The sequence below is a fragment of the uncultured Microbulbifer sp. genome (assembly GCF_947498635.1).
Taxonomy (GTDB): Bacteria; Pseudomonadota; Gammaproteobacteria; order Pseudomonadales; family Cellvibrionaceae; genus Microbulbifer; species Microbulbifer echini.
The window spans coordinates 86,105-109,612 of record NZ_CANMKV010000013.1; the positions used below are offsets into that span (position 1 = coordinate 86,105).

At 52.8% G+C, this 23,508-nt stretch carries 16 protein-coding genes and 1 rRNA gene; 13 read left to right on the forward strand and 4 right to left on the reverse strand.

From position 1 onward, the window contains the following. Positions 1-113: 113 nt before the first annotated feature. A complete protein-coding gene (locus Q1A69_RS09050) occupies positions 114-1,694 on the reverse strand; it encodes a HAMP domain-containing sensor histidine kinase (RefSeq protein WP_299584263.1) in 1,581 nt (526 codons plus the stop codon). A gap of 90 nt (positions 1,695-1,784) precedes the next feature. On the opposite strand from Q1A69_RS09050, the gene Q1A69_RS09055 reads away from it, so the two are divergent. Next, positions 1,785-3,413, forward strand: coding sequence for an NAD+ synthase (locus Q1A69_RS09055; RefSeq protein WP_299584266.1), 1,629 nt, complete (start codon positions 1,785-1,787; stop codon positions 3,411-3,413). A 57-nt stretch (positions 3,414-3,470) separates the two neighbouring features. Here Q1A69_RS09055 and Q1A69_RS09060 read toward each other — a convergent pair whose 3' ends face one another. Next, positions 3,471-4,403 (reverse strand): outer membrane protein assembly factor BamD, encoded by a 933-nt coding sequence (locus Q1A69_RS09060; protein ID WP_299584269.1) that lies wholly within the window; start codon positions 4,401-4,403, stop codon positions 3,471-3,473. 118 nt (positions 4,404-4,521) lie between these two features. On the opposite strand from Q1A69_RS09060, the gene rluD reads away from it, so the two are divergent. The 5 genes from rluD (at position 4,522) to Q1A69_RS09085 (ending at position 13,817) form a co-directional block, all read left to right on the forward strand. Further along, positions 4,522-5,478: a 23S rRNA pseudouridine(1911/1915/1917) synthase RluD gene (gene rluD / locus Q1A69_RS09065; RefSeq protein WP_299584272.1), complete on the forward strand. Its 957-nt coding sequence runs from the start codon at positions 4,522-4,524 to the stop codon at positions 5,476-5,478. A gap of 82 nt (positions 5,479-5,560) precedes the next feature. Continuing rightward, entirely contained in the window at positions 5,561-6,331 is a 771-nt protein-coding gene (pgeF, locus tag Q1A69_RS09070; RefSeq protein WP_299584276.1) for a peptidoglycan editing factor PgeF, read from the forward strand. A gap of 335 nt (positions 6,332-6,666) precedes the next feature. Next, entirely contained in the window at positions 6,667-9,270 is a 2,604-nt protein-coding gene (gene clpB, locus Q1A69_RS09075) for an ATP-dependent chaperone ClpB (protein WP_299584279.1), read from the forward strand. Positions 9,271-9,608: 338 nt separating this feature from the next. Beyond that, positions 9,609-10,730, forward strand: a complete 1,122-nt coding sequence (locus Q1A69_RS09080; protein WP_299584282.1) for an efflux RND transporter periplasmic adaptor subunit — start codon at positions 9,609-9,611, stop codon at positions 10,728-10,730. An 18-nt stretch (positions 10,731-10,748) separates the two neighbouring features. After that, positions 10,749-13,817 (forward strand): efflux RND transporter permease subunit, encoded by a 3,069-nt coding sequence (locus Q1A69_RS09085; protein ID WP_299584284.1) that lies wholly within the window; start codon positions 10,749-10,751, stop codon positions 13,815-13,817. A 37-nt stretch (positions 13,818-13,854) separates the two neighbouring features. Here the strand turns inward: Q1A69_RS09085 and Q1A69_RS09090 are convergent, their stop codons facing one another. Then, complete coding sequence (locus Q1A69_RS09090) at positions 13,855-14,919, reverse strand: AraC family transcriptional regulator (RefSeq protein ID WP_299584287.1); 1,065 nt, start codon at positions 14,917-14,919, stop codon at positions 13,855-13,857. Between the two features lie 252 nt (positions 14,920-15,171). Between Q1A69_RS09090 and Q1A69_RS09095 the strand changes: the two genes are divergently transcribed. After that, a complete protein-coding gene (locus tag Q1A69_RS09095; RefSeq protein WP_299584290.1) occupies positions 15,172-16,389 on the forward strand; it encodes a hypothetical protein in 1,218 nt (405 codons plus the stop codon). A gap of 20 nt (positions 16,390-16,409) precedes the next feature. After that, the gene (locus Q1A69_RS09100) at positions 16,410-17,480 is read left to right on the forward strand and encodes a hypothetical protein (protein ID WP_299584293.1); all 1,071 of its coding nucleotides are present in this window, start codon (positions 16,410-16,412) and stop codon (positions 17,478-17,480) included. Between the two features lie 11 nt (positions 17,481-17,491). Here the strand turns inward: Q1A69_RS09100 and Q1A69_RS09105 are convergent, their stop codons facing one another. Then, positions 17,492-17,971, reverse strand: a complete 480-nt coding sequence (locus Q1A69_RS09105; protein ID WP_299584296.1) for a DUF4124 domain-containing protein — start codon at positions 17,969-17,971, stop codon at positions 17,492-17,494. A 459-nt stretch (positions 17,972-18,430) separates the two neighbouring features. Between Q1A69_RS09105 and Q1A69_RS09110 the strand changes: the two genes are divergently transcribed. From Q1A69_RS09110 to Q1A69_RS09130, 5 genes are all read left to right on the forward strand, one after another. Further along, on the forward strand, positions 18,431-20,167 hold the full coding sequence (locus Q1A69_RS09110) for an acetolactate synthase 3 large subunit (RefSeq protein WP_299584299.1): 1,737 nt from the start codon (positions 18,431-18,433) through the stop codon (positions 20,165-20,167). 11 nt (positions 20,168-20,178) lie between these two features. After that, complete coding sequence (gene ilvN / locus Q1A69_RS09115; protein WP_299584301.1) at positions 20,179-20,670, forward strand: acetolactate synthase small subunit; 492 nt, start codon at positions 20,179-20,181, stop codon at positions 20,668-20,670. Between the two features lie 24 nt (positions 20,671-20,694). Beyond that, a complete protein-coding gene (ilvC, locus tag Q1A69_RS09120; protein WP_299584304.1) occupies positions 20,695-21,720 on the forward strand; it encodes a ketol-acid reductoisomerase in 1,026 nt (341 codons plus the stop codon). Positions 21,721-21,830: 110 nt separating this feature from the next. Then, positions 21,831-22,706 carry a CDP-diacylglycerol--serine O-phosphatidyltransferase gene (pssA, locus tag Q1A69_RS09125; protein WP_299584307.1) on the forward strand — a complete coding sequence of 292 codons (876 nt, stop codon included), beginning with the start codon at positions 21,831-21,833 and terminating at the stop codon, positions 22,704-22,706. A gap of 641 nt (positions 22,707-23,347) precedes the next feature. Next, positions 23,348-23,508 (forward strand): 16S ribosomal RNA (locus Q1A69_RS09130); the annotation flags it as partial.

Here is a 23,508-nt window from a genome sequence, read left to right on the forward strand (position 1 = left end):
CTTGTTGTTGAGATTATGGGCAAGAGTGCCGTTTTTGATTATGTCAGAAATTCTTTACGAATAATCCACTACATTTTGGGAAAAATTCCTGAGCAGAATCAAGTCACACCGTTTTAGTGCGCGAATTCAACCCGGAAGCAGCTCCTGTCGTCGTCGCTGCGACAGTGGTAGATGTTCGCTTTGTTGGTTTCACAGAGCTCACGGGCAATATATAAGCCGAGGCCACTGCCCTTATTACCGGTGGTAAAGAAGGGTTCAAAAACCTTATTGCGATTCTTCTGTGGAACCCCTGGGCCTTGGTCTTTCACATCCAGTTGGATACAGCCTCGCACTGGATTGTAGTACACACTGATTTCGGCCTGTCGCTTACCGGTGGCGGTCTGTGAGTGATATAAAGCGTTGTCAGTGAGGTTAGTCACAACCTGAGCCATTTGTGCGGCGTCAAACTTGGCACTAACAGGTTGTTTCGGTAAGTCGAGTTCAACACGGTCCGACTGGTCGGAGCCGGCGTTGTAGTCCTGGATTAGCTGCTGCAGCCAGCCACTCAAGTCGTGTTCCTGGGGATTTCCCGCTTGGCGGCGGGATAGCTGCATTACGTTTTCAATAATCTGGTTTACCCGCTGGCTCTGCCTACAGATGATATCGGTAAGATGATGATCCTCTTCTTGCAGTTGAGAAGACTCGGATAATAGCTGTGCGGCGTGGCTGATGGCGGATAGTGGGTTGCGGATTTCATGGGCGATTGATGCCGTGAGATGCCCGAGAGAGGCGAGCTTTAATTTCTGTGCGGCCTCGGCCAGCGTGCGATTATCTTCCACAAACACCAGGGTACTACTACCGCTTTCATGCTCAAGCTTGGCAAAGTTGAGGTGCAGCTCGCTACCATTTTCTGCTTGCAGAAGGGGAGTACCTGGCCCCCCATTGTTGCGCCATTGGCGAATCGATCGGCGTAAGTCACTCCCGGCTTTGCTATCGGTGTGTAGCTGCTCCCCCAGAAGTCGTCGGGCTGCCTGATTGATCAGCTCCGGTTGACTACTAGGGCCCACTACTAATACCCCGGTACCCATACGTTCGATAATTTGTTGAGCTAACCGCTGAAGGTGTGCCGCCTGTCGGCTCTGCTGGTCAGCGCGCAAATTGGCGCTGCGGATGCGAGCTGATAGGTATTGCAATGCACTCACTGTGGCAAACAGCAATAGGCCCAGGCCACCGGCGGCGACAATGTCTTGGGAAGTCCCCTGACCCGAAATCAAGTTGTACAACTGCAGGCCGATTACTCCGATACTGGCCAGGGCCGCGAAGAAGGCACTCATACGTCGGTCTAAGAGTATGGAGCCGATAGAGCAGTTAATGAGTAATAGGTAGCCGAGCCCGGAATTCAGACCGCCACTGGATTCAATTAACAGGAGAAAAACTAAAATATCGCAGGCCAGGATAATACCGATCTGACCCGTGCCCACTTGGTAGGCCTGCTGGCGTAGGAAAATAAGCCAGCCAAAATTAAGGATGGAATACACCACAATCGTGTATAGAAATAATGCGGGGGCGTAATCTCCCAGGGCACCGGCGCCGATATCCGAATAGAAAACGCCCAATAACACCAAGGCGATAGACAGTCGATAAATTGCGCAGATTCGCAATAGTTCGTGGTGCTGGAAAGAGGGGTGGGTATTGATATCGTTGGCGCTACTCAAGGTGGATTCCCGGTTTGTTGTTGTGGCGGGCCGCTGCCGATAGTATCCGCACAGGTTACAATGGCGGCCTGTCTTGTCCGAGGTTTAACAATGTCTACTTTGCAGCTAGTACTGGCACAAATCAATTCTCTCGTGGGAGATATTCCGGGGAATACCGCCACTGTTATTGAGCTGGCGAACCGAGCTCATCGCGAGCTGGGTGCCGATCTGGTCCTGTTCCCCGAGTTGACTTTGTGCGGCTACTCTCCGGAGGATTTGCTACTGCGTCCAAGCATGCAGACCCGTATTGAAGCGGCGTTGGAGGCGCTAAAAGCAGTTCAGTTGCCCTGCGCAATTCTGGTCGGATATCCTCGCCAGCGGGATGGTAAGTTGTTCAATATGGCGGGCCTGATTGTCGGTGGCGAGTTGGTTGCCGAGTACGCGAAGCAGAAACTGCCGAACTATCAGGTCTTCGATGAGAAGCGCTATTTCACCAAAGGGACACAACCCTGCGTAGTGGAGATCAAGGGCATTCCCGTCGGGGTCAGTATTTGTGAGGATATCTGGCACCCAGAACCCCTGCAGGCGGCTGTTGAAGCCGGGGCCAAATTGATACTGAATATCAATGCCTCTCCCTTCCACCGGGGTAAGGCCGAACAGCGCCAAGCGTTATTGTTACGGCAGGCACGTGCCGTGCAAACACCCATTGTGTATGTGAACTGGTGTGGTGGTCAGGATGAGTTGGTTTTCGATGGCGGTTCCATGGCGGTGGACGCCCAGGGACAGGTGTGTGCCAGGGCGGAGGAATTTGCGGAGCAGCTGCTACCGGTATCGGTTTCCCGACAGAGTGGCGGAGTAACCCTGTTGCCAGGCGAGGTGGCGCCTCCCCTGGAAGACCTTGCTGCGGTTTACCAGGCGCTGGTATTGGGAGTACGGGACTACGTCAATAAGAATGGTTTTAACGGCGTTGTACTCGGGCTTTCCGGAGGGATTGATTCGGCGTTGACCCTGGCGATTGCGGTAGATGCCCTGGGTAAGGATCGGGTGGAGGCGGTGATGATGCCTTTCCGCTACACCTCGGATCTGAGTAAGAATGATGCCGCCGATCAGGCTCAACGCCTTGGGGTTGAATATCGGGAAATTGGTATCGAGCCGGTTTTTGATGCCTTTATGGGGGCGCTGGCAGAGGAGTTTGCCGGCAGGGACAGGGATACGACTGAGGAAAACCTGCAGGCGCGCTCTCGCGGTGTCCTACTGATGGCGATTTCTAACAAGAAGGGCGCCATGGTACTGACCACCGGTAACAAGAGCGAAATGGCGGTGGGCTACGCTACTTTATACGGCGATATGGTGGGCGGCTTTAATGCGTTGAAGGATGTCCCCAAGGTGCTGGTGTTTGAGTTGGCTCGCTACCGCAATACGGTATCGGCTGTGATACCTGAGACCGTGATTACTCGGCCACCCAGTGCTGAGCTGGCGCCGGACCAAGCAGATACCGATAGCTTGCCACCCTACGAAGTTTTAGACGGGATTCTGCACCTCTACGTTGACTGGGACTACAGTGCGGAGCAGATTATCAGTCGGGGCTTTGAACGTAGTGTGGTGGAGCGGATTGTGCGCCTGGTGTCGCGCAATGAGTATAAGCGCCGCCAGGCCGCTGTTGGTGTGCGGATATCCGAGCGGGGTTTCGGGCGGGATCGGCGCTATCCGATTACTAATGGCTGGAAGGCCGGCGAATAGGTTCGTGCACAATGTAAAACGGCGCCTTTGGCGCCGTTTTACATTAAAGGTAGGAAATTACATCAGCTCCGGGGGGAGAGGAGCTTCACCGCGATTGTACTCGGGGTTGTATAGCTCGCGGCTGTCGAAGCCCTTTGGATCTGACTTCTCAAACAGGCCAAGGGTTACTCGGTGCACCATACTGCGACCGCTAGCCCCTTTGAAAAAGGCGTAGTTGAAAGTGCCATCTTTTTTGAAGGCCGGGTGATTTGGGTAGTTATTGCGCAATACATCCAGAGCATTGGACTCCAGTTCCGGCATTTCCATCAGGTGATAGCCCTGTACCATGACGGCGAGGGCATCTGGTACGGCCGGGGTTTGCTGGAAGTTTTCCACAACGTAGCGACCGCGGTTCGCTGCAGCGAGGTAGGCACCGCGTTTAAAGTAGTAGTTGGCGACGTGGATTTCGTAGCGGGCTAGCAGGTTGCGCAAGTGAATCATGCGTTTCTGGGCATCCGCAGCGTAGCGGCTCTCCGGATAGCGGGCCATCAGCTGGGAAAAGTAGGCAAAGGATTCGCGTGCCGAGCCGGGATCACGATTGGTCAGGTCGGTGGGCATAAAGCGCTCAAACAGGCCCGCGCCCTCGGTGAAAGAGGAGAGCCCTTTCATGTAATAGGCGTAATCGACGTTGCGATGTTGCGGGTGCAGGCGGATAAAACGGTCTGCGGCAGCAATGGCAGCATCGTTTTCGTAATTGCGATAATAGGCGTAGATCAGCTCCAATTGGGCCTGTTCGGCGTAGTTACCGAAGGGGAAGTTGTCTTCCAGGGCCCGCAGGTTCTTGATCGCCAGGTCCCACTGGCTGGTGCGCAACTGCCGCTGTGCAGCTTCGTAAAAGGCCTGTTCAGTGCGGTTGCCGGTGGGCAGCCCCTCTTCTGAATCGTCGGTGTTGGCGCAGGCAACCAATATTGCGGACACCAAGGCCAGCAACAGCATTTTCCAGGCTTGCATAGCCCCTCGCTCTATCATTCTCACACTCTACCTTATTAAACTATCCACCAAGATTAATCTGGCGCTCCAGACATTTAACCACAGTCCCGGAGCTGCCCAAAGTATTTGCAATTGTTTAATGAATGACCACCTAAAACTCGATATTGAAGTTCCGGCCAATATGGCTGGTCGAAGATTAGACCAAGCAGCGGCCGAATTAATTCCCGATTATTCCCGTGCACGCCTGCAATCCTGGATCAAGGGCGGCCAGCTCACCTTAAACGGCGCTACCGCTAAGCCCAAGGATAAGCTATTTGGCGGTGAGCAGCTCAGTCTTCGCGCGGAGCTGGAGGTTCAGGGGAGCTGGATTGCTCAACCTCTGGATCTGGAAATCCTCTATGAGGATGAAAGCCTCATAGTGGTCAACAAGCCCGCAGGCTTGGTGGTCCACCCGGCTGCAGGCAATCCGGATGGCACCCTGTTAAACGGCCTGCTCCACCACTGCCCATCCCAGGAGAAAATTCCTCGCGCGGGTATTGTTCACCGCCTCGACAAGGATACCAGTGGCTTGATGGTGGTAGCTAAGACCCTGCCGGCACAAGTGCATCTCGTGGACCAGCTGAAACAGAGAACGGTCAGTCGACAGTACGATGCCCTGGTTCAAGGCTATATCACCAAGGCCGGACGCGTCGAGGCCCCTATTGGCCGGCATCGACAGAACCGCCTGAAAATGACGGTGTTGGATTTTGGCGGCAAAGAAGCCATAACCCATTACCAGGTTCGGCAGCGTTATCGGGCCCAGACATTACTGCGCTGTAAGCTTGAAACCGGGCGCACACACCAGATACGCGTGCATATGGCCCACATTCGTCATCCTCTGGTGGGTGACCCTCTGTATGGGGGACGAGCGAAATTGCCCGCTGAGGCCACGGGGGAGCTTATCCAGGCCCTGCAGAGCTTCCCTCGCCAAGCGCTACATGCGGCGGAACTGGCCCTTATTCACCCGTCTAGTGGGGAAAAAATGCACTGGTGTGCTCCCATGCCAGCGGATATGCTGGCGCTGCTCGATCTTCTCGACAGGGATCAAGTCGAGTGATCACCGGTGGACAAAGAGCCACTTGAAGCGGCGTGGGTATCCTGACACCCGCGCCGCAACACCTATGCAAAGCAGAAAACGCATGTCCATTGACCATTACCTGACCCCCTCTTGGCCTGCACCAGCCCGGGTGCATGCGGCAACGACCCTGCGCAGTGGCGGCGCCAGTTCCGGGCCTTTTAGTCAGTTTAATCTTGGCGCTCATGTCGGTGATGAGGAGTCAAGGGTCCAGGCCAACCGGCGACAACTGTTGGAGGAGCAGAAGCTGCCCGCAGAACCCCAGTGGCTGGAGCAGATACACAGCGACAGGGTTATCGAGGCCCAGAGCGATGGGCTGGTCCGCACAGCCGATGCCAGCTTCAGCAGCGATAGCGGAGTTGTGTGTGCGGTTCTTACCGCAGACTGCCTACCGGTGCTTCTTTGCAATAAGTCGGGGACCAAGGTGGCGGCGGCGCATGGGGGATGGCGGGGTTTGGCCGGAGGCATCCTGCGCAACACCATTGCCGCACTGGATTGCGAGCCGCAGGAACTGCTGGTTTGGCTCGGGCCTGCGATTGGCCCTGAGGCTTTTGAGACGGGGGTCGATGTTTTGGAGGTCTTCTTTGAGAAGGCTCTGAGTGGCGCGCACACTGAGGCGATAGCCCAGTGTTTTCGTCCCCACAGTGAGAAACCTTTGCACTTTCTCGCCGATATCTACGCCCTGGCTCGGGCCGAGTTAGCCGAGCTCGGTGTGGAGAATATTTATGGCGGTGAGCACTGTACATTCAGCGAAAACGAGCGCTTTTTTTCCTATCGTAGGGAAAAAACCACCGGTCGTATGGCTTCACTGATTTGGTTGGCCGGTAATGAGTAAATAAGCGCCGCTGAGTGACGATTGCTGTCAATCGTTAAATCGCACTGCACTTACTATTTTGTATAGGCCATTTGTGTAATGGGATTAGGTGCGGCCCGCAGTTGGGGCTCTCTCCGCATAATTCAAGATGAGTTGGGCACTAAAGAATACCTTGATAGCGAATAGTTTCGCACGCCAGGGAATTTTGTCGGAAATTCCCACCAATTGATTTAAATCATTGAAAACCTTCCCCTCGCCCCTATTTTAATGGTCATCACTACACTGAAGGCGTGGCGCCCACAGGTTGCTATCGACGCAGTGCTACACAATATTCCCGAGTAGGAGAGGTTGCATTCATGCGTATAGACCGAATGACAAACCCGCTGCAGGCAGCTTTTGCCGATGCGCAATCACTGGCCGTTGGCAAAGACCACAATCAAATATACCCAGAACATTTGTTGCTGGCGCTGCTCAACCAGAACAACGGCAGCGTCCCCGCATTTTTATCCCAGGCGGGTTTTAACCTAAATGGTTTGCGCAATGATCTGGCTAAGCGACTGGATAATCTGCCGACCATCAGCTCCCCCACCGGCGATGTGGGAATGTCACAGGAGCTGATGCGCTTGATGAATCTCACCGATAAAAAAGCGCAAAAAAATGGTGATAGCTTTATCTCCAGTGAGACCGTCTTGCTTGCGGCGTTTGATTCCGCGGCGGGGGAAATTTCCAAAATACTCAACGCCAATGGCGATCTGAAACAATTAGAGGCGGCAATACAAAAAGTGCGCGGCGACGAAAAAGTTGACGATCCCAATGCGGAAGAGGCGCGCCAAGCACTGGATAAGTACACGCTGGATCTCACTGAACGTGCGATAGCCGGCAAGCTCGATCCGGTGATAGGCCGCGATGATGAAATTCGCCGTACCATCCAGGTGCTTCAGCGTCGCACCAAAAATAATCCGGTGCTGATCGGGGAACCCGGCGTAGGCAAAACAGCGATTGTCGAGGGGCTCGCCCAGCGAATCGTCAATGGCGAAGTGCCTGAAGGTCTTAAGGATAAACGCCTGCTTTCCCTAGATCTGGGGGCCCTGTTGGCGGGAGCCAAATTCCGTGGTGAGTTTGAAGAGCGCCTGAAAGCGGTGCTCAATGAACTGTCCAAGCAGGAAGGCCGGATCATTCTCTTTATTGATGAGCTGCACACCATGGTGGGCGCCGGTAAAGCGGAAGGTGCCATGGATGCCGGCAACATGCTCAAGCCAGCATTGGCGCGCGGTGAGCTGCACTGTGTCGGTGCCACTACTCTGGATGAATATCGCAAGTACATCGAAAAAGACGCGGCCCTGGAGCGTCGCTTCCAAAAAGTATTGGTGGATGAGCCCACAGAGGAAGATACCATTGCGATCTTGCGTGGATTGAAGGAGCGCTACGAGGTCCATCACGGTGTAGATATCACCGACTCGGCAATTATTGCCGCCACTAAATTGTCCCAGCGCTATATCACCGATCGCCAGCTGCCCGATAAGGCCATCGACTTGATCGATGAAGCCGCCAGTCGTATCCGCATGGAAATAGATTCCAAGCCTGAGTCCATGGATAAGTTAGAGCGCCGTCTTATTCAGCTAAAAATTGAGCGGGAGGCGGTAAAAAAAGATAAGGGTGATGAGGCCACACAGAAACGATTGGCCAAGTTGGAGGAGGAAATTCACCTGCTGGAAAAAGAATATTCCGACCTCGAAGAAGTGTGGAAAGCGGAGAAATCCCAGCTCGCCGGCAGTCACGACTTAAAGGAAAAGCTGGAGCAGGCCAAACTGGATATGGAATCGGCGCGCCGTGCCGGTGACCTTACGCGCATGTCGGAGTTGCAGTACGGCGTGATTCCCCAGCTGGAACAACAGCTAAAATCTGCTGCCACTGCAGATGTTGGTGAAGAGCCGCGCCTACTGCGCAACCGTGTCACCGATGAAGAAGTGGCCGAAGTCGTTTCCCGATGGACCGGCATTCCCGTTTCCAAAATGCTGGAAGGTGAGCGGGAAAAACTGTTGCGTATGGAGGACGAGTTACACAGGCGTGTGATCGGGCAGGGTGAAGCTGTGGAAGCTGTAGCCAATGCTGTGCGTCGCTCACGCGCGGGTCTCGCCGATCCAAATCGCCCAAATGGTTCCTTCCTTTTCCTTGGGCCCACCGGGGTCGGTAAGACGGAACTGTGCAAGGCGTTGGCGCAATTTCTCTTTGACACTGAAGATGCCATGGTGCGCATCGATATGTCAGAATTTATGGAGAAACACTCGGTGGCCCGTCTGATTGGTGCCCCTCCCGGCTATGTGGGATACGAGGAGGGCGGTTACCTGACCGAAGCCGTGCGACGCAAGCCGTACTCGGTAGTCCTGCTCGATGAGGTGGAGAAGGCGCATCCGGATGTTTTCAATATTCTTCTACAAGTGCTCGACGACGGTCGTCTGACCGATGGCCAGGGGCGCACTGTGGACTTCCGCAATACCGTTGTGGTGATGACGTCGAACCTGGGCTCGGACCTGATCCAGAAGTTTGCCAGTGCCACGAATGGCGATGACCTGGATGCCGAAATTCGTTACCGCCAGATGAAAAATGCGGTAATGGAGGTCGTTGGCACCCACTTCCGTCCAGAGTTTATCAACCGTATTGATGAGGTGGTGGTGTTCCATCCGCTGGACAAGGCGGAAGTGCGTTCTATTGCAGAAATTCAATTGCGCCAGTTGTGTCGTCGCCTCAGCGAACGCGATCTGAAGCTAGAGGTTTCCGAGGCTCTGCTGGATAAGCTCGCAGAGGTGGGTTTTGACCCGGTGTACGGCGCGCGCCCCCTTAAACGCGCCATCCAGATCTGGCTGGAAAATCCGCTGGCGCAAGATGTACTCGCTGGAAAATTTACTCCCGGAACTACCATCCATGCAGATGTGGAAGGTGATCGGGCGGTATTCCGCTGAGCGATTGCTACAGTGTTACTGAAATAGATGAATTCCATCTATTTCAGTATCGGCCGCGACACATCCTTGCTCGCGTTAACCTATCAATTAATTTGCCGAATTAATACTTTCAGTGCCAGTAAGAACTGGCGCTGTATATCCCCAGCCGAAAAGTGGCATCCCTTTACCTTCTTCGTTCTCCTGTTGGCGATGACTGAGTGCAATGGCGCGAGCGTTTAGCGGTAGATACCGTATTTTCTTCATAAACTGAACTCTGTAGATTGCTAAGTGCGAACACCGTACTGGGCAAATTTTCTGGCTTGTCGATTTACGAAATTTTCGTGAGTGATTGGGGGTAAATGATCAGTAAACGCATGATGCTAATGCTGCTTGGTTGCCTGATGCTTTTTGGCGGCATATTTGCGTATAAATTTATTGGCAGTTACATGGTGAATCAATTCCTCGATACCATGACCCTACCGGCACCCACAGTGACCTCGGCGAAAGCGGAGCAGCAAAATTGGCGAGAGGATTTAAGTGGGGTTGGCACTGTTCGTGCAGTGAACGGTGTTGAAGTCACCACTGAGGCCGAGGGGGTTGTGAGTGCCATCCATTTCAAATCTGGGCAGTACATACACAAAGGCGACCTTCTCGTGGAAATATTTGCCGAGCCAGAGAAGGCCCAGCTACAGGTTCTCGATGCGGAGCTGCGTTTGGCCAGGCGCAATTATGTGCGAATTAAAACCTTAACCGAACGCGGAGTAACCACCGAAGCGGATCTGGACACTGCGCGCAGTACTTTGGATCAGGTCGTGGCCAATATCGAAGTACAGCGTGCCAGGGTAGATCAGCGCAGAGTTGTAGCACCATTTAGCGGTGTACTGGGTATTCGTCGCATAGACCTGGGGCAGAATGTCAGTCCTGGGGAGGCGGTGGTTTCCCTGCAGCAGCTGGATCCTATATTTGTCGATTTTTCTCTTCCCGAACAGAAATACGCCATGGTGAAGGCGGGAATGTCGGTCAGCCTGACAACGGATGCTTTTCCCGAAAACATTTATCGCGGAAAAATCACTGCGGTGGACCCAAGGGTAGATAATTCCAGCCGCAATTTTCTTATACAGGCCACATTGAATAATCCAAAGAAACACTTGCGCCCAGGCATGTTTGCCCAGGTTTCGATACAGATTGAAGCGAGCCGCCGTGTATTGGTGGTGCCCCGTACGGCTCTGGTATTTGCACCTTATGGCGTGTCGGTTTTTGTATTGGAAAAGAATGAGAAAGGTAACACCATCACAGCGAATAAGCGCTTTGTGAAAACTGGGGAAGAGCGCGGTGATCTGGTGGAAATTGTACAGGGATTATTACTGGGTGATGAGGTGGCGAGTAGCGGTCTGCTTAAATTGCGCAATGGCGAGCCGGCCATTATCAACAATGAAAACAAGCCGCCGGAGAATCCATCCCCAAACCCTGGGAATAGCTAACTTTCGCAGGGGGGCGTGGTGAACTTCACAGAGATTTTTATTCGCAAGCCGGTATTGGCTTCTGTGGTTAGCCTTTTTATTTTTTTACTAGGCCTGCGTTCAATCACTGAGTTAAATATTCGCCAGTATCCAGAATTGGAAAATGCGGTCATCACTGTGACCACGGTCTATGTAGGTGCCGATTCCGATCTGGTACAGGGTTTTATTACCACGCCCCTGGAACAGGAAATTGCTACGGCTGATGGTATCGATTATATGGTGTCGACCAGCGTGCAGGGGCTTTCCACGATTAATGCCTATGTACGATTTGACTTCGATCCTAATGAGGTGCTCACCCAGGTCGTGGCCAAGGTTAATAAGTTGCGCAGCGACTTGCCTGAGGAATCTGAAGACTCCAGTGTGGAAATGCAGCAGGGTGAGACCACGGCTGCCATGTACCTGTCGTTTTCCTCGGGCATTCTCGCCAATAATCAGATCACCGATTACCTGGTTCGGGTAGTACAGCCCAAACTGGCCACCGTAGCAGGTGTGCAGCGCGCGCGCCTGCTGGGAGATAGCACTTTTGCTATGCGCGCCTGGCTTAAACCTAAGGAGATGGCTGCGCTGGAGGTAACCCCGGAGGATGTGGCCAACGCTCTGCGCGATAATAATGTTTTATCCGCGGTAGGGGCCACCAAGGGCTCGAGAGTGGCGATGGAAATACGTGCAGATACGGACATTTCCCGTCAGGTGGACTTTCGCAATCTGGTGGTGCGCGCCAGCGGCGATCAATTGGTGCGCCTCAGGGATGTAGCCGAAATTGAGCTGGGTGCAGAAACTTACGATAGCTCGGTCACCTTTAATGGACAATCAGCGACGTTTATCGCGATCGAAGTGGCGCCAAATGCAAATTCCCTGGATGTCATTAAGCGTGTTCGGCAAAAGCTGCAGAGTGAAATTTTTCCGCAGCTGCCCGAAGGGATGCAGGGGGAAATCCCCTATGACAGTACTGAATATATCCAGGATTCTATTGCAGAAGTCGTGCGTACAATTATCGAAGCGGTGATCATCGTAATTGTGGTGATCTATCTGTTTTTGGGCTCCCTGCGTAGTGTTTTGATTCCCGCTGTGGCACTTCCCCTGTCCTTGGTGGGTGCAATGTTCCTGATGTTATTGATGGGTTTCTCTATCAATTTACTCACTCTACTCAGCATGGTTTTGGCCATCGGCATAGTGGTGGATGATGCGATCATTGTCTTGGAGAATGTACATCGCCATATCGAAGAGGGGCTCGCTCCCCGCGAAGCGGCTATCGTGGGGGCACGAGAACTGGCCTGGCCAGTAGTGGCCATGACCACTACTTTAATCGCTGTTTATATTCCCATAGGTTTTCTCGGAGGTCTTACCGGCACTTTATTTATCGAATTTGCTTTTTCTCTCGCCGGCGCTGTATTGCTGTCTGGTGTGGTGGCGTTGACCTTGTCTCCGATGATGGCGGCGAGAATTCTAAAACCACGGGATAGCGGTGGAACGCGCTTGGAGGTCTGGTTGGAGCGGCGTTTTGCGAGTTTACAAAAAGGTTTTGAAAAGCGTCTGCACAATTCGCTGGAAGAGCGAGAAGTAATTTTATTATTTGGTTTGATTGTCCTGGTAAGTTGCTATTTCCTCTTCATCACCTCACCGCAGGAATTGGAACCGATAGAGGATCGAGGCCTGATACTGACCATTTCCACAGCGGATGCCTACGCCACCCTGGATTATGTCGAACAGTACAGCGGGCAGCTGGTGGACATTGCCGATTTATACACGGAAGTTGAAAATATTTTTCTGCTCAATGGTGCAGGGACTTTTAGTAGCGGTGTCAATAATGCCACCGCGGGTTTTGTGCTGGGGCCCTGGGAAAAACGCGATCGGGATACTGCACAAATGCAGGCATTGATCAGTAAGGATGTACGCAATATTGCCGGGCTGAAAGTGGCGGTGGTGGTACCGCCGAGTTTGCCCACTGCCGGCGGGCAACTCCCGGTTGAATTTGTGATTGGGGCAACTGAGCCGATGGAGAACCTCTCGGCAGTTGCCAGTGAAATTATGGCGAAGGCATTACAGAGCCGAAAATTTATTTTTTTGGATTCTGATCTGAAAATTGATAAGCCAAAAATCGTTATTGAAATTGACCGGGAGAAGGCGGCTACGATGGGGGTGGATATGGCGGACCTAGGACGTGACCTGGGCGCTATGTTATCCGGCGCCTATATTAATCGTTTTTCCCTGGATAACCGCAGTTACAAGGTAATTCCACAGGTTGAGCGGATTGACCGCCTGACCTCCGAGCAACTGGCGCAATACTATATTCGCGCAGTTAACGGTGACCTTGTCCCTGTAGCGACTCTGGTGAGCCTGCGTGAAACCGTGGAACCTCAGCAATTGAAACGTTTCCAGCAGCTCAATGCCGTAACGATTTCCGGGGTGCCGCGTCCCGGTATCACCTTAGGGGAGGCACTGGCGGTGCTGGAGACCGCGGCTGAGGAAATACTGCCTGCGGAGTACTCGGTGGACTACTCCGGTCAATCCCGCCAGTTCAAAACTGAGGGCTCTGAATTAGTGGTAACTTTTTTCTTTGCCTTAATCGTGATTTACCTGGTGCTCGCCGCCCAGTTTGAATCTTGGCGCGACCCGCTCATCATGCTGGTCACCGTGCCCATGAGTGTCTGTGGGGCCATGATATTTGTCAGCCTGGGGTTGACCACGCTGAATATTTACACGCAGGTGGGATTGGTGACTTTGATTGGTGTTATTTCCAAGCATGGAATTTTGATCGTGGAATTCGCTAATAAATTACAGTTGGGTGGGTTGGATAAGCGTGCAGCTATCGAAGAGGCTACCTCAATTCGACTGCGCCCCGTACTGATGACCACGGCATCACTAGTGCTGGCGATGGTACCGCTGCTGATTGCTTCGGGCCCTGGAGGCGGGGCCCGTTTTGCTATGGGCCTGGTTGTGGCTTCGGGTATGAGCATAGGAACACTGTTTACGTTATTTGTCGTACCGGCTATGTACTTATATTTGGGGCGCGACTACCAGGCAGTAATAAAAGCGCGAGGGAGATAACGCAGTTCGTTTGGGGGGGATGTTTGGCGTCGCTGTTTCAGACGTCGAGGATACCCCTTGTGGTATTGCTTCGGCGGAACTCACTGGGAGTTACTCCCTCGTGCTTTTTAAAGAATCGGGTGAACACGGCCCGTTCAGCAAAGTGCAGTTTTACCGCAATGCTCTCGACGGATTCACTGGAAGACAGAAGTAGCCGTTTCGTTAGGGCTAGGGTGACGCTATCTTTTAGCTCCTGAAAAGTGACCCCCTGCTCTTTCAATCTTCTTTGCAGGGTGCGTCCACTGGTGCGGAAGTGGGCGGCGGCCTGCTTGATGGTGACTTCTTCGCTGAGTATGTGCTTCTCCAGCCACGAGCGCAGGCTGGCGGCCAAATTGTAGCTCGACAAAGTGTTGTGCAGAACGGTTTTGAGAATATTGCGGCTCTGACTACGCAGCAATTTATGGTAGCTGGGGATAGGGAAGTCTAGGGTTTGTGGGCCCAAGATTATAGCGTTGGCATTGCTGTTGAACTCTATTGGACACTGGAATATCCGAGCGTAAATAGAGTCATCTTTAGGTTGGGGGCTACGTAACTTTACACTGCGTACCTCGGTAAATTGGGGATTCAGAGTGCGCAGTAATTCTGCGATACGGGCCATCAACATCTCGGCCAGGAAATGGTTTACCTGTTCACTAAATAATTCCAATCTCCAGTGCAAATTTAGAGTTTCAAGCTCTTCTTCCTGCTTAGTTTCGAACCTCAGTAGCGGTGCTAGCGTTTGAGACAAAACAATTTCCGCAGGCCTCAGGATTTCCCGTGGGCGTCGCAGAGAAGGTTGTGCCTCAATAATGGTTTCCTCGAGCCACAAAATAATGGGGAAACGACTAAAGCTGAGCCCCGGTGAAGAAACGGGGGAGAGCGCCACCAGGTTTTCTATAAGGGCATTGAATTCGCTATAACTGAGCCGCTCGCTTTCGCGGGGATTCCAGCTAAACGTAAAAGGCAGGCGCTCAATCAATATCCCGATGGGGATACCGAGGCGCGCAGCAGCAGTTACAAAATAAGGTGCAAAAATTTTAGGCACGCCGGCGTGGCCGGACATATTTTTATTCTGGTCTCTCATGACTCTTTGCCGTCCGGGTGGCGTTGGCTGGATCATAGCAAAGGCGCTTTAAACAACGAAAAGAAAAATGTGAAATATGACGATGCGGTCGCCTCATGTGGCGTACTGGATCATCCTCTGGCGCGTTAAATCCTATTGCGATGCCAGTCTCACCGGATAACGTGCAGAGGTCTGCAGCGTGTTGCGAAACGGATACCTTGAGACTCTGCGGTCAGTAAATTTCCACTTATAAAATTATAAAGGTTGATAACCATGACTCTGTCTAAGCGACTGGGCGCAGGCCTGTCTGTTTTTTTTGCTGCGATGGTAGGTGCTTCTTCAGCGGTAGCGGAGAACTGCTATATCTTGGTCCATGGACACGGCGTTGAGGGGCACACAACCAGTACAGATAATGATGGGAGTTTAGTGCAGCCGGCACTGGATTACTGGAGTGAAACCTATTTTGATGAATATAAAAACAGTAGCTTTATTGATCAGCTGCTAACTAGTGGCGGAAACTATGGCGTGGTGGGGTACAACTCTACCGATGAGGGTGAACTTCCCTATTGGCACGACCAAACTTCGGGAGAAATTGCCCGGCAAATTCTTCAGATCCGCAGTGGGGCTGGGGATAGATTCGAACACGACAAGCAGTGTTCTGCAGAGGATACTTTTTGGATTATTTCCCACAGTCAAGGTGCTGCGCAGATGATGTATATCGCGGGTAACGCGGTTGAAGGATCACCATACTACAACCGCGCTTACGATCAGTTCGACACCGATACAGAAATGCAGGAAGTCAAGAAGTGCTCGACCACTTGGTATGGCAGCAAAAGCTGTAAAACGGTTACCCAGGAAGTGCAGGTTGCCAGCCTGAGCGATGTGAATGCGGTTACCGTCGATTTCGATAGTGCAATTAGTGGTGTGGCTGCAATTTTTACCACCGGCGGTGCGATCACAGGTACCGAGGGTGTCGACCGGATTTGTAACGGCACTTGGTACGACGAGGTAATCAACGATCTATTCTTTGGTCGAGAGTGTGCCGCAGTGCGCTATATGCAGACGAACGATATTTATACCGTACGCAATTATGTGGGCACTAACTTGGCTGCACCGGTCTATACCATCGGTGGCTATGCGGGTTTCCCGGGTGCGGAAAGTGTTTCCTCAGCACTGCTAAATGGCGAAGATGACGGTTATATCAATCTCGCCTCCCAGATGAACTGTTCCGGCTCCGGCAAGCGCAATCTCTGGTCCAATCTAAAGCAATACGATACTTTTATGGGCATTGCCTACGGCAGCGCAACGTTCTCCTGCGATAACGACAACAAGGGTACGGCTCGCTCTTATAACTTGGCCAGCATCTATACCGACCACGATGCCCAGCGCAATGGCGGTATTATGTCCCCGGATTACGATGGCATACCCGATGGCCTGGACTGCGGTGTGGGTAAAAATAGTGCCGGCCGCATCGCCGCCTGTACCGAGTAGTTTTTAACGGGAGAGAGTTCATGCCTGCCAACAACAAGCGTCGATTAACCATCTTTGCAAGTATCGTCTTTATCACCGCTGCCGTGGTTTATTGGAGCACTGGTGAAGGTGGGGAAGTATCCTCGGCGGTTGTTGCCAAGGCTGAGGCGGGAGGGCTAGCCGCCCGCCAGCCCCAGCGGGCAGAACCCCGACAGGTCGATCCTGTGCAGGAGGTTTCGATCGAGGATGAATCTGTGCAGGTTTGGCAGGAGATCCAAGCTAAGCCGGTCAAGACCGAACTGCACCAATCCCTGCTCTCCGATTTGGCGAAATTTCACCGTTATCCACCGGGTAATCGCTCCATTAAGAGTGTCTCACAAGATCCGATTTCCCAGACCCACGCCCCGGATCAGCGCACGACCTACAGTGATAATGGCGATACGCTGACCCTTTGGACTGATCAGAAATTCTATCGGTATGGGGATGCCGTGCGGATCTATGCCTATCAAACAGACAGCAACGGGGTCAAGGTGCCGGCGGAGCTCACTGCCCTGATGGTGCTGGACGATCAACATGTGGTGGGCTCTTTGACCTTTGAGGATAGCAATGGAGACCGGGTTTACGAAGCGGAAATGGAGGCGGGGATTTACCAGGGAGAGTCACTGCCAACGGGTATCTACAAAATCATTGTAGATACCGATATCGATGGTCTGCGTGATGCCGCTGCGTTCACCTTGTCGGAAGACACCGGCAGCTACACCGGTAATTTGCGTGATTCCGTCACTAGTGAGGGCGATTTACTGGTGGAGGCCGAGGTAGAGGTGCTGCAGCAGGGGCGTTTTTACTTCCGCGGTTCCCTCTACAATGATGAGCAGACACCGATCGGTAGTGCCCAATATCAGGTTGAGCTGTCTCCAGGGCGCCACTGGATTCCCTTAGAGTTTTACGGATTGATGATCCGTGATGCTGAACAGGATGGTCCCTACCTGGTAAAACAGCTCAGCATAGCCAGAGTGACTGTTCCGAGAGCCGACAGGCTGTTTGAGCCGGGTTATTACACCGAGCGTTACAGCCTGGAGCTGTTCAACGATAAGCCCTATAAAGAGCTGTAATGGCAGGGACGTCAGCAGTTATCGCGGATACTTTTTTTCTCATTTGCGATACGCTGCTGGCGCTCGTCCTCGCCCAGCATGCGGTGATTCCCCTGCTCGTCAATTTCGCGCACTCGAGCGTGAGTTGTCAGAGATTTCAGATTTTTCTGCGAGGATTCACAGCGTTGCGCACGGGCTTGAGCTTGTGCACGCGCAATTTCTTCCTCCATTTTTGAAGAGCCTTGGGGTTCTTGTTTATTGGTATTTTGCGGCTCTGGAGAGTGCTTGCTAGCTTCCTGCTTAGCCTGCTCCTCGGTCAGCGCGGCTTGCTGCTCCGACTCCCACTGTTTAAAGCGCTCCGATTTGGGCTTCTTGATGACTTCAACCTCAGCGCTATTGGGCGGTTGTTCACCAAAGTGCACGACGCCGTCTTCATCCACCCACTTGTAGATACCGTTGGCTTGTGTGGCCAGTGCCAGGCCAGAGAATAGCATTGCGAGTGCGATGCGCATTGATTTACCCCTCATCGTTTTAGCTTTCCTTACCCGGCGTATTGTACCGGCATCCTTGGACTTTCCTGTAACTCTCTTAACACTTTTATTCATGTCTATTGACAGTCCAGGTTGTATTGGCAAAATCGACCGCTTCCTCGGCGAGTAGTCGTCTCCGCACACCCGCGGCCAGGACGCTAGCTCAGGCGGATCATCCTTCCGCCGCATTTCCGTCGAGAGGCTCTCCCTACCCCTGGAGGCCTGCTAGCCTGCAATTCGGACACTGCGGTGTCGGGTTTGGGCTGGGTGTTTTATTGCAAGCGATGATTTCATCCTAAAAATCGGCATGTAAACACGCAACAGGCTGATATCTGTCACCATTTTCCTTTACAATTGGCGTTCAGCATTCTTGTTGTTCGTTCGGTTAGCGCTTCTTCGGTGATGGCTATCCTACCAACTAGGCAAATTGAGGAGACTCAAGTGGAATTACTTTCCGGCGGCGATATGTTGGTTCGCGCGCTGCAGGATGAAGGGGTAGATCTGATTTTTGGCTACCCAGGCGGTTCGGCACTGCATATCTATGATGCCATCTTCAGGCAGAAGTCCATCAAGCATGTACTGGTGCGTCACGAGCAGGGGGCGACCCATGCGGCAGACGGTTATGCCCGTTCCACGGGCAAGGCGGGGGTAGTACTGGTGACCTCCGGCCCAGGGGCTACCAACGCGATTACTGGAATTGCCACAGCTTATATGGACTCGATTCCTATGGTGGTGATCTCGGGCCAGGTGCCCAGGGACAAAATCGGCGAGGATGCTTTTCAGGAAACCGATATGGTGGGTTGTTCACGCCCGATCGTGAAACACAGTTTCCTGGTAAAGAATGCTGAAGAAATTCCCGCGGTGGTTAAGAAGGCCTTCTATATCGCTAATACCGGCCGCCCAGGGCCGGTGGTTATTGATGTGCCCAAGGATGTGACCAATCCCGCAGAGCGGTACCCCTACCATTACCCCGAAAAACTGCGCATGCGCTCCTATACCCCGGCGGGTAAGGGACACAGCGGTCAGATACGCAAAGCGGTTGCACTGCTGCTATCGGCGCGACGACCGGTGATTTACGCCGGCGGCGGCGTCGTGCAGGGGGAAGGCTCCGAACTGCTCACGACGCTGGCGCGCCACCTTAACTACCCGGTGACCAATACCCTGATGGGCCTCGGTGCGTTTCCCGGTAGTGATAAGCGCTTCCTCGGGATGCTCGGGATGCACGGCACATTTGAAGCCAACACTGCGATGCATCATGCCGATGTGATTTTGGCGGTGGGGGCGCGTTTCGATGACCGTGTTACGAATACCCCGAACAAATTCTGTCCCGGCGCCAAGATTATTCACATCGATGTTGACCCGGCGTCCATCTCCAAGACGATTGTTGCCGACATACCCATCGTGGGCACTGTCCAGTCGGTGTTGGCAGACATGCTGGAAGCGTTTAAATCCAGTGAGGAGCAGCCAGATCAGTCGGCGATTGTTGATTGGTGGCGGCAGATAGAGGACTGGCGGGAGCGCCACGGCCTCTATACCGCTCCGCGCTATAGAACCGATGGTGCATTAATTATGCCTCAGGAAGTGATTCGTGCGGTTTACGATATTACAGAGGGGGATGCTTACGTCACCTCGGATGTTGGGCAGCATCAGATGTTTGCCGCTCAGTATTACCACTTTGATAAGCCGCGTCGCTGGATCAACTCCGGTGGCCTCGGCACCATGGGCTTTGGCTTACCCGCTGCCCTGGGGGTGAAAATTGCCCACCCCGATAAGGAAGTCGTATGTGTGACCGGGGAGGGCAGCATCCAGATGTGTATACAGGAGTTGTCTACCGCTACTCAATACCATCTACCAGTCAAAATCCTATGCCTTAACAACCAGGCCCTCGGCATGGTGAAGCAGTGGCAAGAGATGCAATACGAAGGGCGCCTATCCAATAGTGTTTACGAAGAATCCCTGCCGGATTTTGTCAAGCTCGCTGAGGCCTACGGACACCTGGGTGTGAAAATTGAACGACGCGAGGATTTACATGCAAAGTTGCAGGAGGCTTTTGCGCAAAAGGATCGCACGGTATTTATCGATGTTTATGTCGACCCCTCTGAGCATGTGTATCCGATGCAGGTCATGCCGAGCGGCTCCATGCGCGATATGTGGCTGAGTAAAACGGAACGGACATAGGGGCTAGGGCGATGCGTAGAATTATTTCGGTTCTGATGGAGAATGAGCCGGGTGCTTTGTCCCGTGTTGTTGGGTTGTTTTCCCAGCGCGGTTACAACATTGAGAGCTTAACTGTCGCGCCTACCGAGGATGCCACTTTGTCGCGGCTAACCCTGGTGACCATTGGTGATGACCACAAAATTGAGCAGATCACTAAAAATCTGAACAAACTCATCGATGTAGTAAAGCTGGTCGACCTCACTGAGGGTTCTCATATTGAACGGGAGCTATTGTTGGTAAAGGTGCGTGCAAACGGCGCCCAGCGCGATGAAGTAAAGCGCAGCGTGGATATTTTTCGCGGGCAGATTGTGGATGTCACCAGCAGTATGTACACGGTGCAAGTTGCAGGTACCGGTGAAAAGCTGGATGCGTTTTTGCAGGCGTTAGGAGAGCACACCATCATGGAAGTCGTGCGCTCAGGGGTCTCGGGAATTGCCCGTGGTGAAAAAATATTAAGTGTGTAGATAGCAGGAAACAGGAATTTAGCAATGCAAGTTTATTACGATAAAGATTGTGACCTCTCTTTAATTCGCGGAAAAAATGTTGCCATTATTGGTTATGGTTCTCAGGGACACGCTCACGCCAATAATCTCAAAGACTCGGGTGTGGCTAATGTAGTTGTTGGCCTGAGAAGAGGGTCAAGCTCCTGGAGTAAGGCCGAAAGTGCTGGCCTGCGTGTTGCCGAGGTGGAAAGCGCAGTCAAGGATGCGGATGTGGTTATGATCCTGGCTCCAGATGAGTACCAGGCGAATATATATCGGGAGCAGGTGGCTCCAAATTTAAAATCCGGATCGGCACTCGCTTTCGCTCACGGCTTTAATATCCACTTTGAATTAATTGAGCCGCCGGCCGATGTGGATGTCATTATGATCGCGCCTAAAGGCCCCGGCCATACGGTGCGCTCTACCTATCTAGAGGGTGGCGGCGTGCCAACCCTGATTGCGATTTACCAGGATGCCTCGGGTAAGGCGAAGGATCTCGCCCTTTCTTACGCCAGCGCAAATGGCGGTGGCCGCTCGGGCATTATTGAAACCAACTTCCGAGAAGAGACTGAAACCGACCTGTTTGGCGAGCAGGCGGTACTGTGTGGCGGTGTGTCTGCGCTGGTAACTGCGGGCTTTGAAACACTCGTTGAGGCCGGCTATGCGCCAGAGATGGCTTATTTTGAGTGCCTGCACGAACTTAAGCTGATTGTCGATCTTATGTACCAGGGGGGTATTGCCGACATGCGCTATTCTATTTCCAATACCGCAGAGTACGGCGACTATGTTACCGGGCCGCGAGTCGTTACCGAAGATACCAAGGCTGAAATGAAGCGTGTGCTCAAAGATATTCAGACCGGTAAATTTGCCAAGGACTTTATGCTGGAGTCTCTCGCCGGGCAACCGCGTTTGAAAGCGGAGCGTCGTATCGGGGCCGAACATGAAATTGAACAGGTGGGCGCCAAGCTGCGGGCGATGATGCCCTGGATCAAGGCCAATAAAATTATTGACCGGACCGAAGGCAGCGGTTGATCCTTTTTATAAGAAAAACGGCGGGGCTTCCCGCCGTTTTTTTTTGCCCTGTGCGCACATTGGGCAATGGCGTACACTCGCTGGCTGCAAAATGTATTAACGGAGAGTCTATGAGCGTTCAAGGGGATAAGAAGCAGCCCGCGGACCCAGCAAGTGAGTCGAATGAGGAAATTCGTTTACCGATCGACGAGCATATTGAGGAAGAGGTTGCGGAAAACGGCAAGAGAGTACGTGCTCGTGGAGTGTATCTTCTGCCCAACCTGATTACGACGGGTGCTCTCTTTAGTGGCTTCTATGCCATCGTAGCCGGAATGAGTGGCAACTTTGAGGCGGCGGCTATCGCGATATTTGTAGCCATGGTGCTGGATGGTCTGGATGGGCGAGTGGCGCGCTTGACTGATACTCAAAGCGCCTTTGGTGTGCAGTATGACTCCCTCTCGGACATGGTGTCCTTTGGCCTTGCCCCTGCCTTAGTGGCATTTAGTTGGGGTTTGGGCACCTTGGGAAAATTTGGTTGGGCGATCGCATTTTTATATGCGGCCTGTGCCGCCCTGCGCCTGGCCCGTTTCAATACCCAGGTCGATACAGTCGATAAGGGTGTATTTATCGGTCTCGCCAGCCCGACTGCGGCGGCAATAGTCGCCAGTATGGTTTGGGCGGGGCACGATTTGGAGGTCGGTGCAGGTTTGGCAACAATCGCTGCGCTGGTAACTGGAGCGGCTGGGCTCCTGATGGTCTCCAATTTCCATTACACCAGCTTCAAGCGACTGGATTTCAAGGGTAGGGTGCCCTTTGTAATGATGCTTGCAGTTATCCTTATCTTCAGCCTCGTGACTATAGACCCCGCTGGAGTGTTGCTCACGTTGGCCGTACTCTACACACTATCGGGCCCGGCGATGTGGCTATGGGGGCGAGTACATCCGAAACCAGCCAATCAGCCTGGGAAAGCCGATAGTGATAAAGCGAAGGATAAAGAGCTGCATTAATTTAAAAGGATTCCTTTTGGGGTCTGTGTTGCATGACCTTACTTTATAGGTAAGCGGGGATGCGAGCTAACACGGAATTGTGATCGTCGGAAGGTCGGATGCGGCCTTAATATTCCCCTCAAAATAAGAGGGCTGTGCGACAGCTGAAAAAAGTCTTGCACAGAAGCACAGTAATCCGTATAGTTCGCCTCCTCGCTGCTCAGGCAGCAGCGGGAAGGCAGCTCCAAGTGATTGATTTTCTTAAGAAAATTACTTCAAAAAAGAGCTTGCCAAGCACCGAGAGGCCGCTATAATGCACGCCACTCAAGCAAGGGCGGAAACGGCCTTGCAGGGATTCGGAAAGCTCTTTGAGTTACACGGATCGCCGAGAAAAAAGCTGAAAAAACACTTGATTCAGCGACCAGGATGTGTAAAATACGCGTCCCGCAGTTAGAGCCCGGCGCTCAACTGAGTTGTTTAAAAATTCGATCAAGCAATATGTGTGGGTGCTTGCGGAATGATGAATCGATACATCTAGCTTCGGCTAGAAAAAGATTTATCGGAAGTAAGTAACTCATGTCAATGAATTACGTTTTAATTCCGAGCAAAACTTAAGTCTGATCAGGAGCCATATTCCGGTTCTTGTGAAAGGCGAACTCTTTAAACTGAAGAGTTTGATCATGGCTCAGATTGAACGCTGGCGGCAGGCCTAACACATGCAAGTCGAGCGCGAAAGTTCTTCGGAGCGAGTAGAGCGGCGGACGGGTGAGTAACGCGTGGGAAATTGCCCAGTAGTGGGGGACAACATTCGGAAACGGATGCT

Bases quoted from the DNA above. Each gene is read 5' to 3' on its own strand.
- ilvN (WP_299584301.1), top strand. From the start codon at position 20,179: ATGCGTAGAATTATTTCGGTTCTGATGGAGAATGAGCCGGGTGCTTTG.
- pssA (WP_299584307.1), top strand. From the start codon at position 21,831: ATGAGCGTTCAAGGGGATAAGAAGCAGCCCGCGGACCCAGCAAGTGAG.
- pgeF (WP_299584276.1), top strand. From the start codon at position 5,561: ATGTCCATTGACCATTACCTGACCCCCTCTTGGCCTGCACCAGCCCGG.
- clpB (WP_299584279.1), top strand. From the start codon at position 6,667: ATGCGTATAGACCGAATGACAAACCCGCTGCAGGCAGCTTTTGCCGAT.
- Q1A69_RS09090 (WP_299584287.1), bottom strand. From the start codon at position 14,919: ATGAGAGACCAGAATAAAAATATGTCCGGCCACGCCGGCGTGCCTAAA.
- Q1A69_RS09080 (WP_299584282.1), top strand. From the start codon at position 9,609: ATGATCAGTAAACGCATGATGCTAATGCTGCTTGGTTGCCTGATGCTT.
- rluD (WP_299584272.1), top strand. From the start codon at position 4,522: ATGAATGACCACCTAAAACTCGATATTGAAGTTCCGGCCAATATGGCT.
- ilvC (WP_299584304.1), top strand. From the start codon at position 20,695: ATGCAAGTTTATTACGATAAAGATTGTGACCTCTCTTTAATTCGCGGA.
- Q1A69_RS09100 (WP_299584293.1), top strand. From the start codon at position 16,410: ATGCCTGCCAACAACAAGCGTCGATTAACCATCTTTGCAAGTATCGTC.
- Q1A69_RS09095 (WP_299584290.1), top strand. From the start codon at position 15,172: ATGACTCTGTCTAAGCGACTGGGCGCAGGCCTGTCTGTTTTTTTTGCT.
- Q1A69_RS09060 (WP_299584269.1), bottom strand. From the start codon at position 4,403: ATGCAAGCCTGGAAAATGCTGTTGCTGGCCTTGGTGTCCGCAATATTG.
- Q1A69_RS09105 (WP_299584296.1), bottom strand. From the start codon at position 17,971: ATGCGCATCGCACTCGCAATGCTATTCTCTGGCCTGGCACTGGCCACA.
- Q1A69_RS09055 (WP_299584266.1), top strand. From the start codon at position 1,785: ATGTCTACTTTGCAGCTAGTACTGGCACAAATCAATTCTCTCGTGGGA.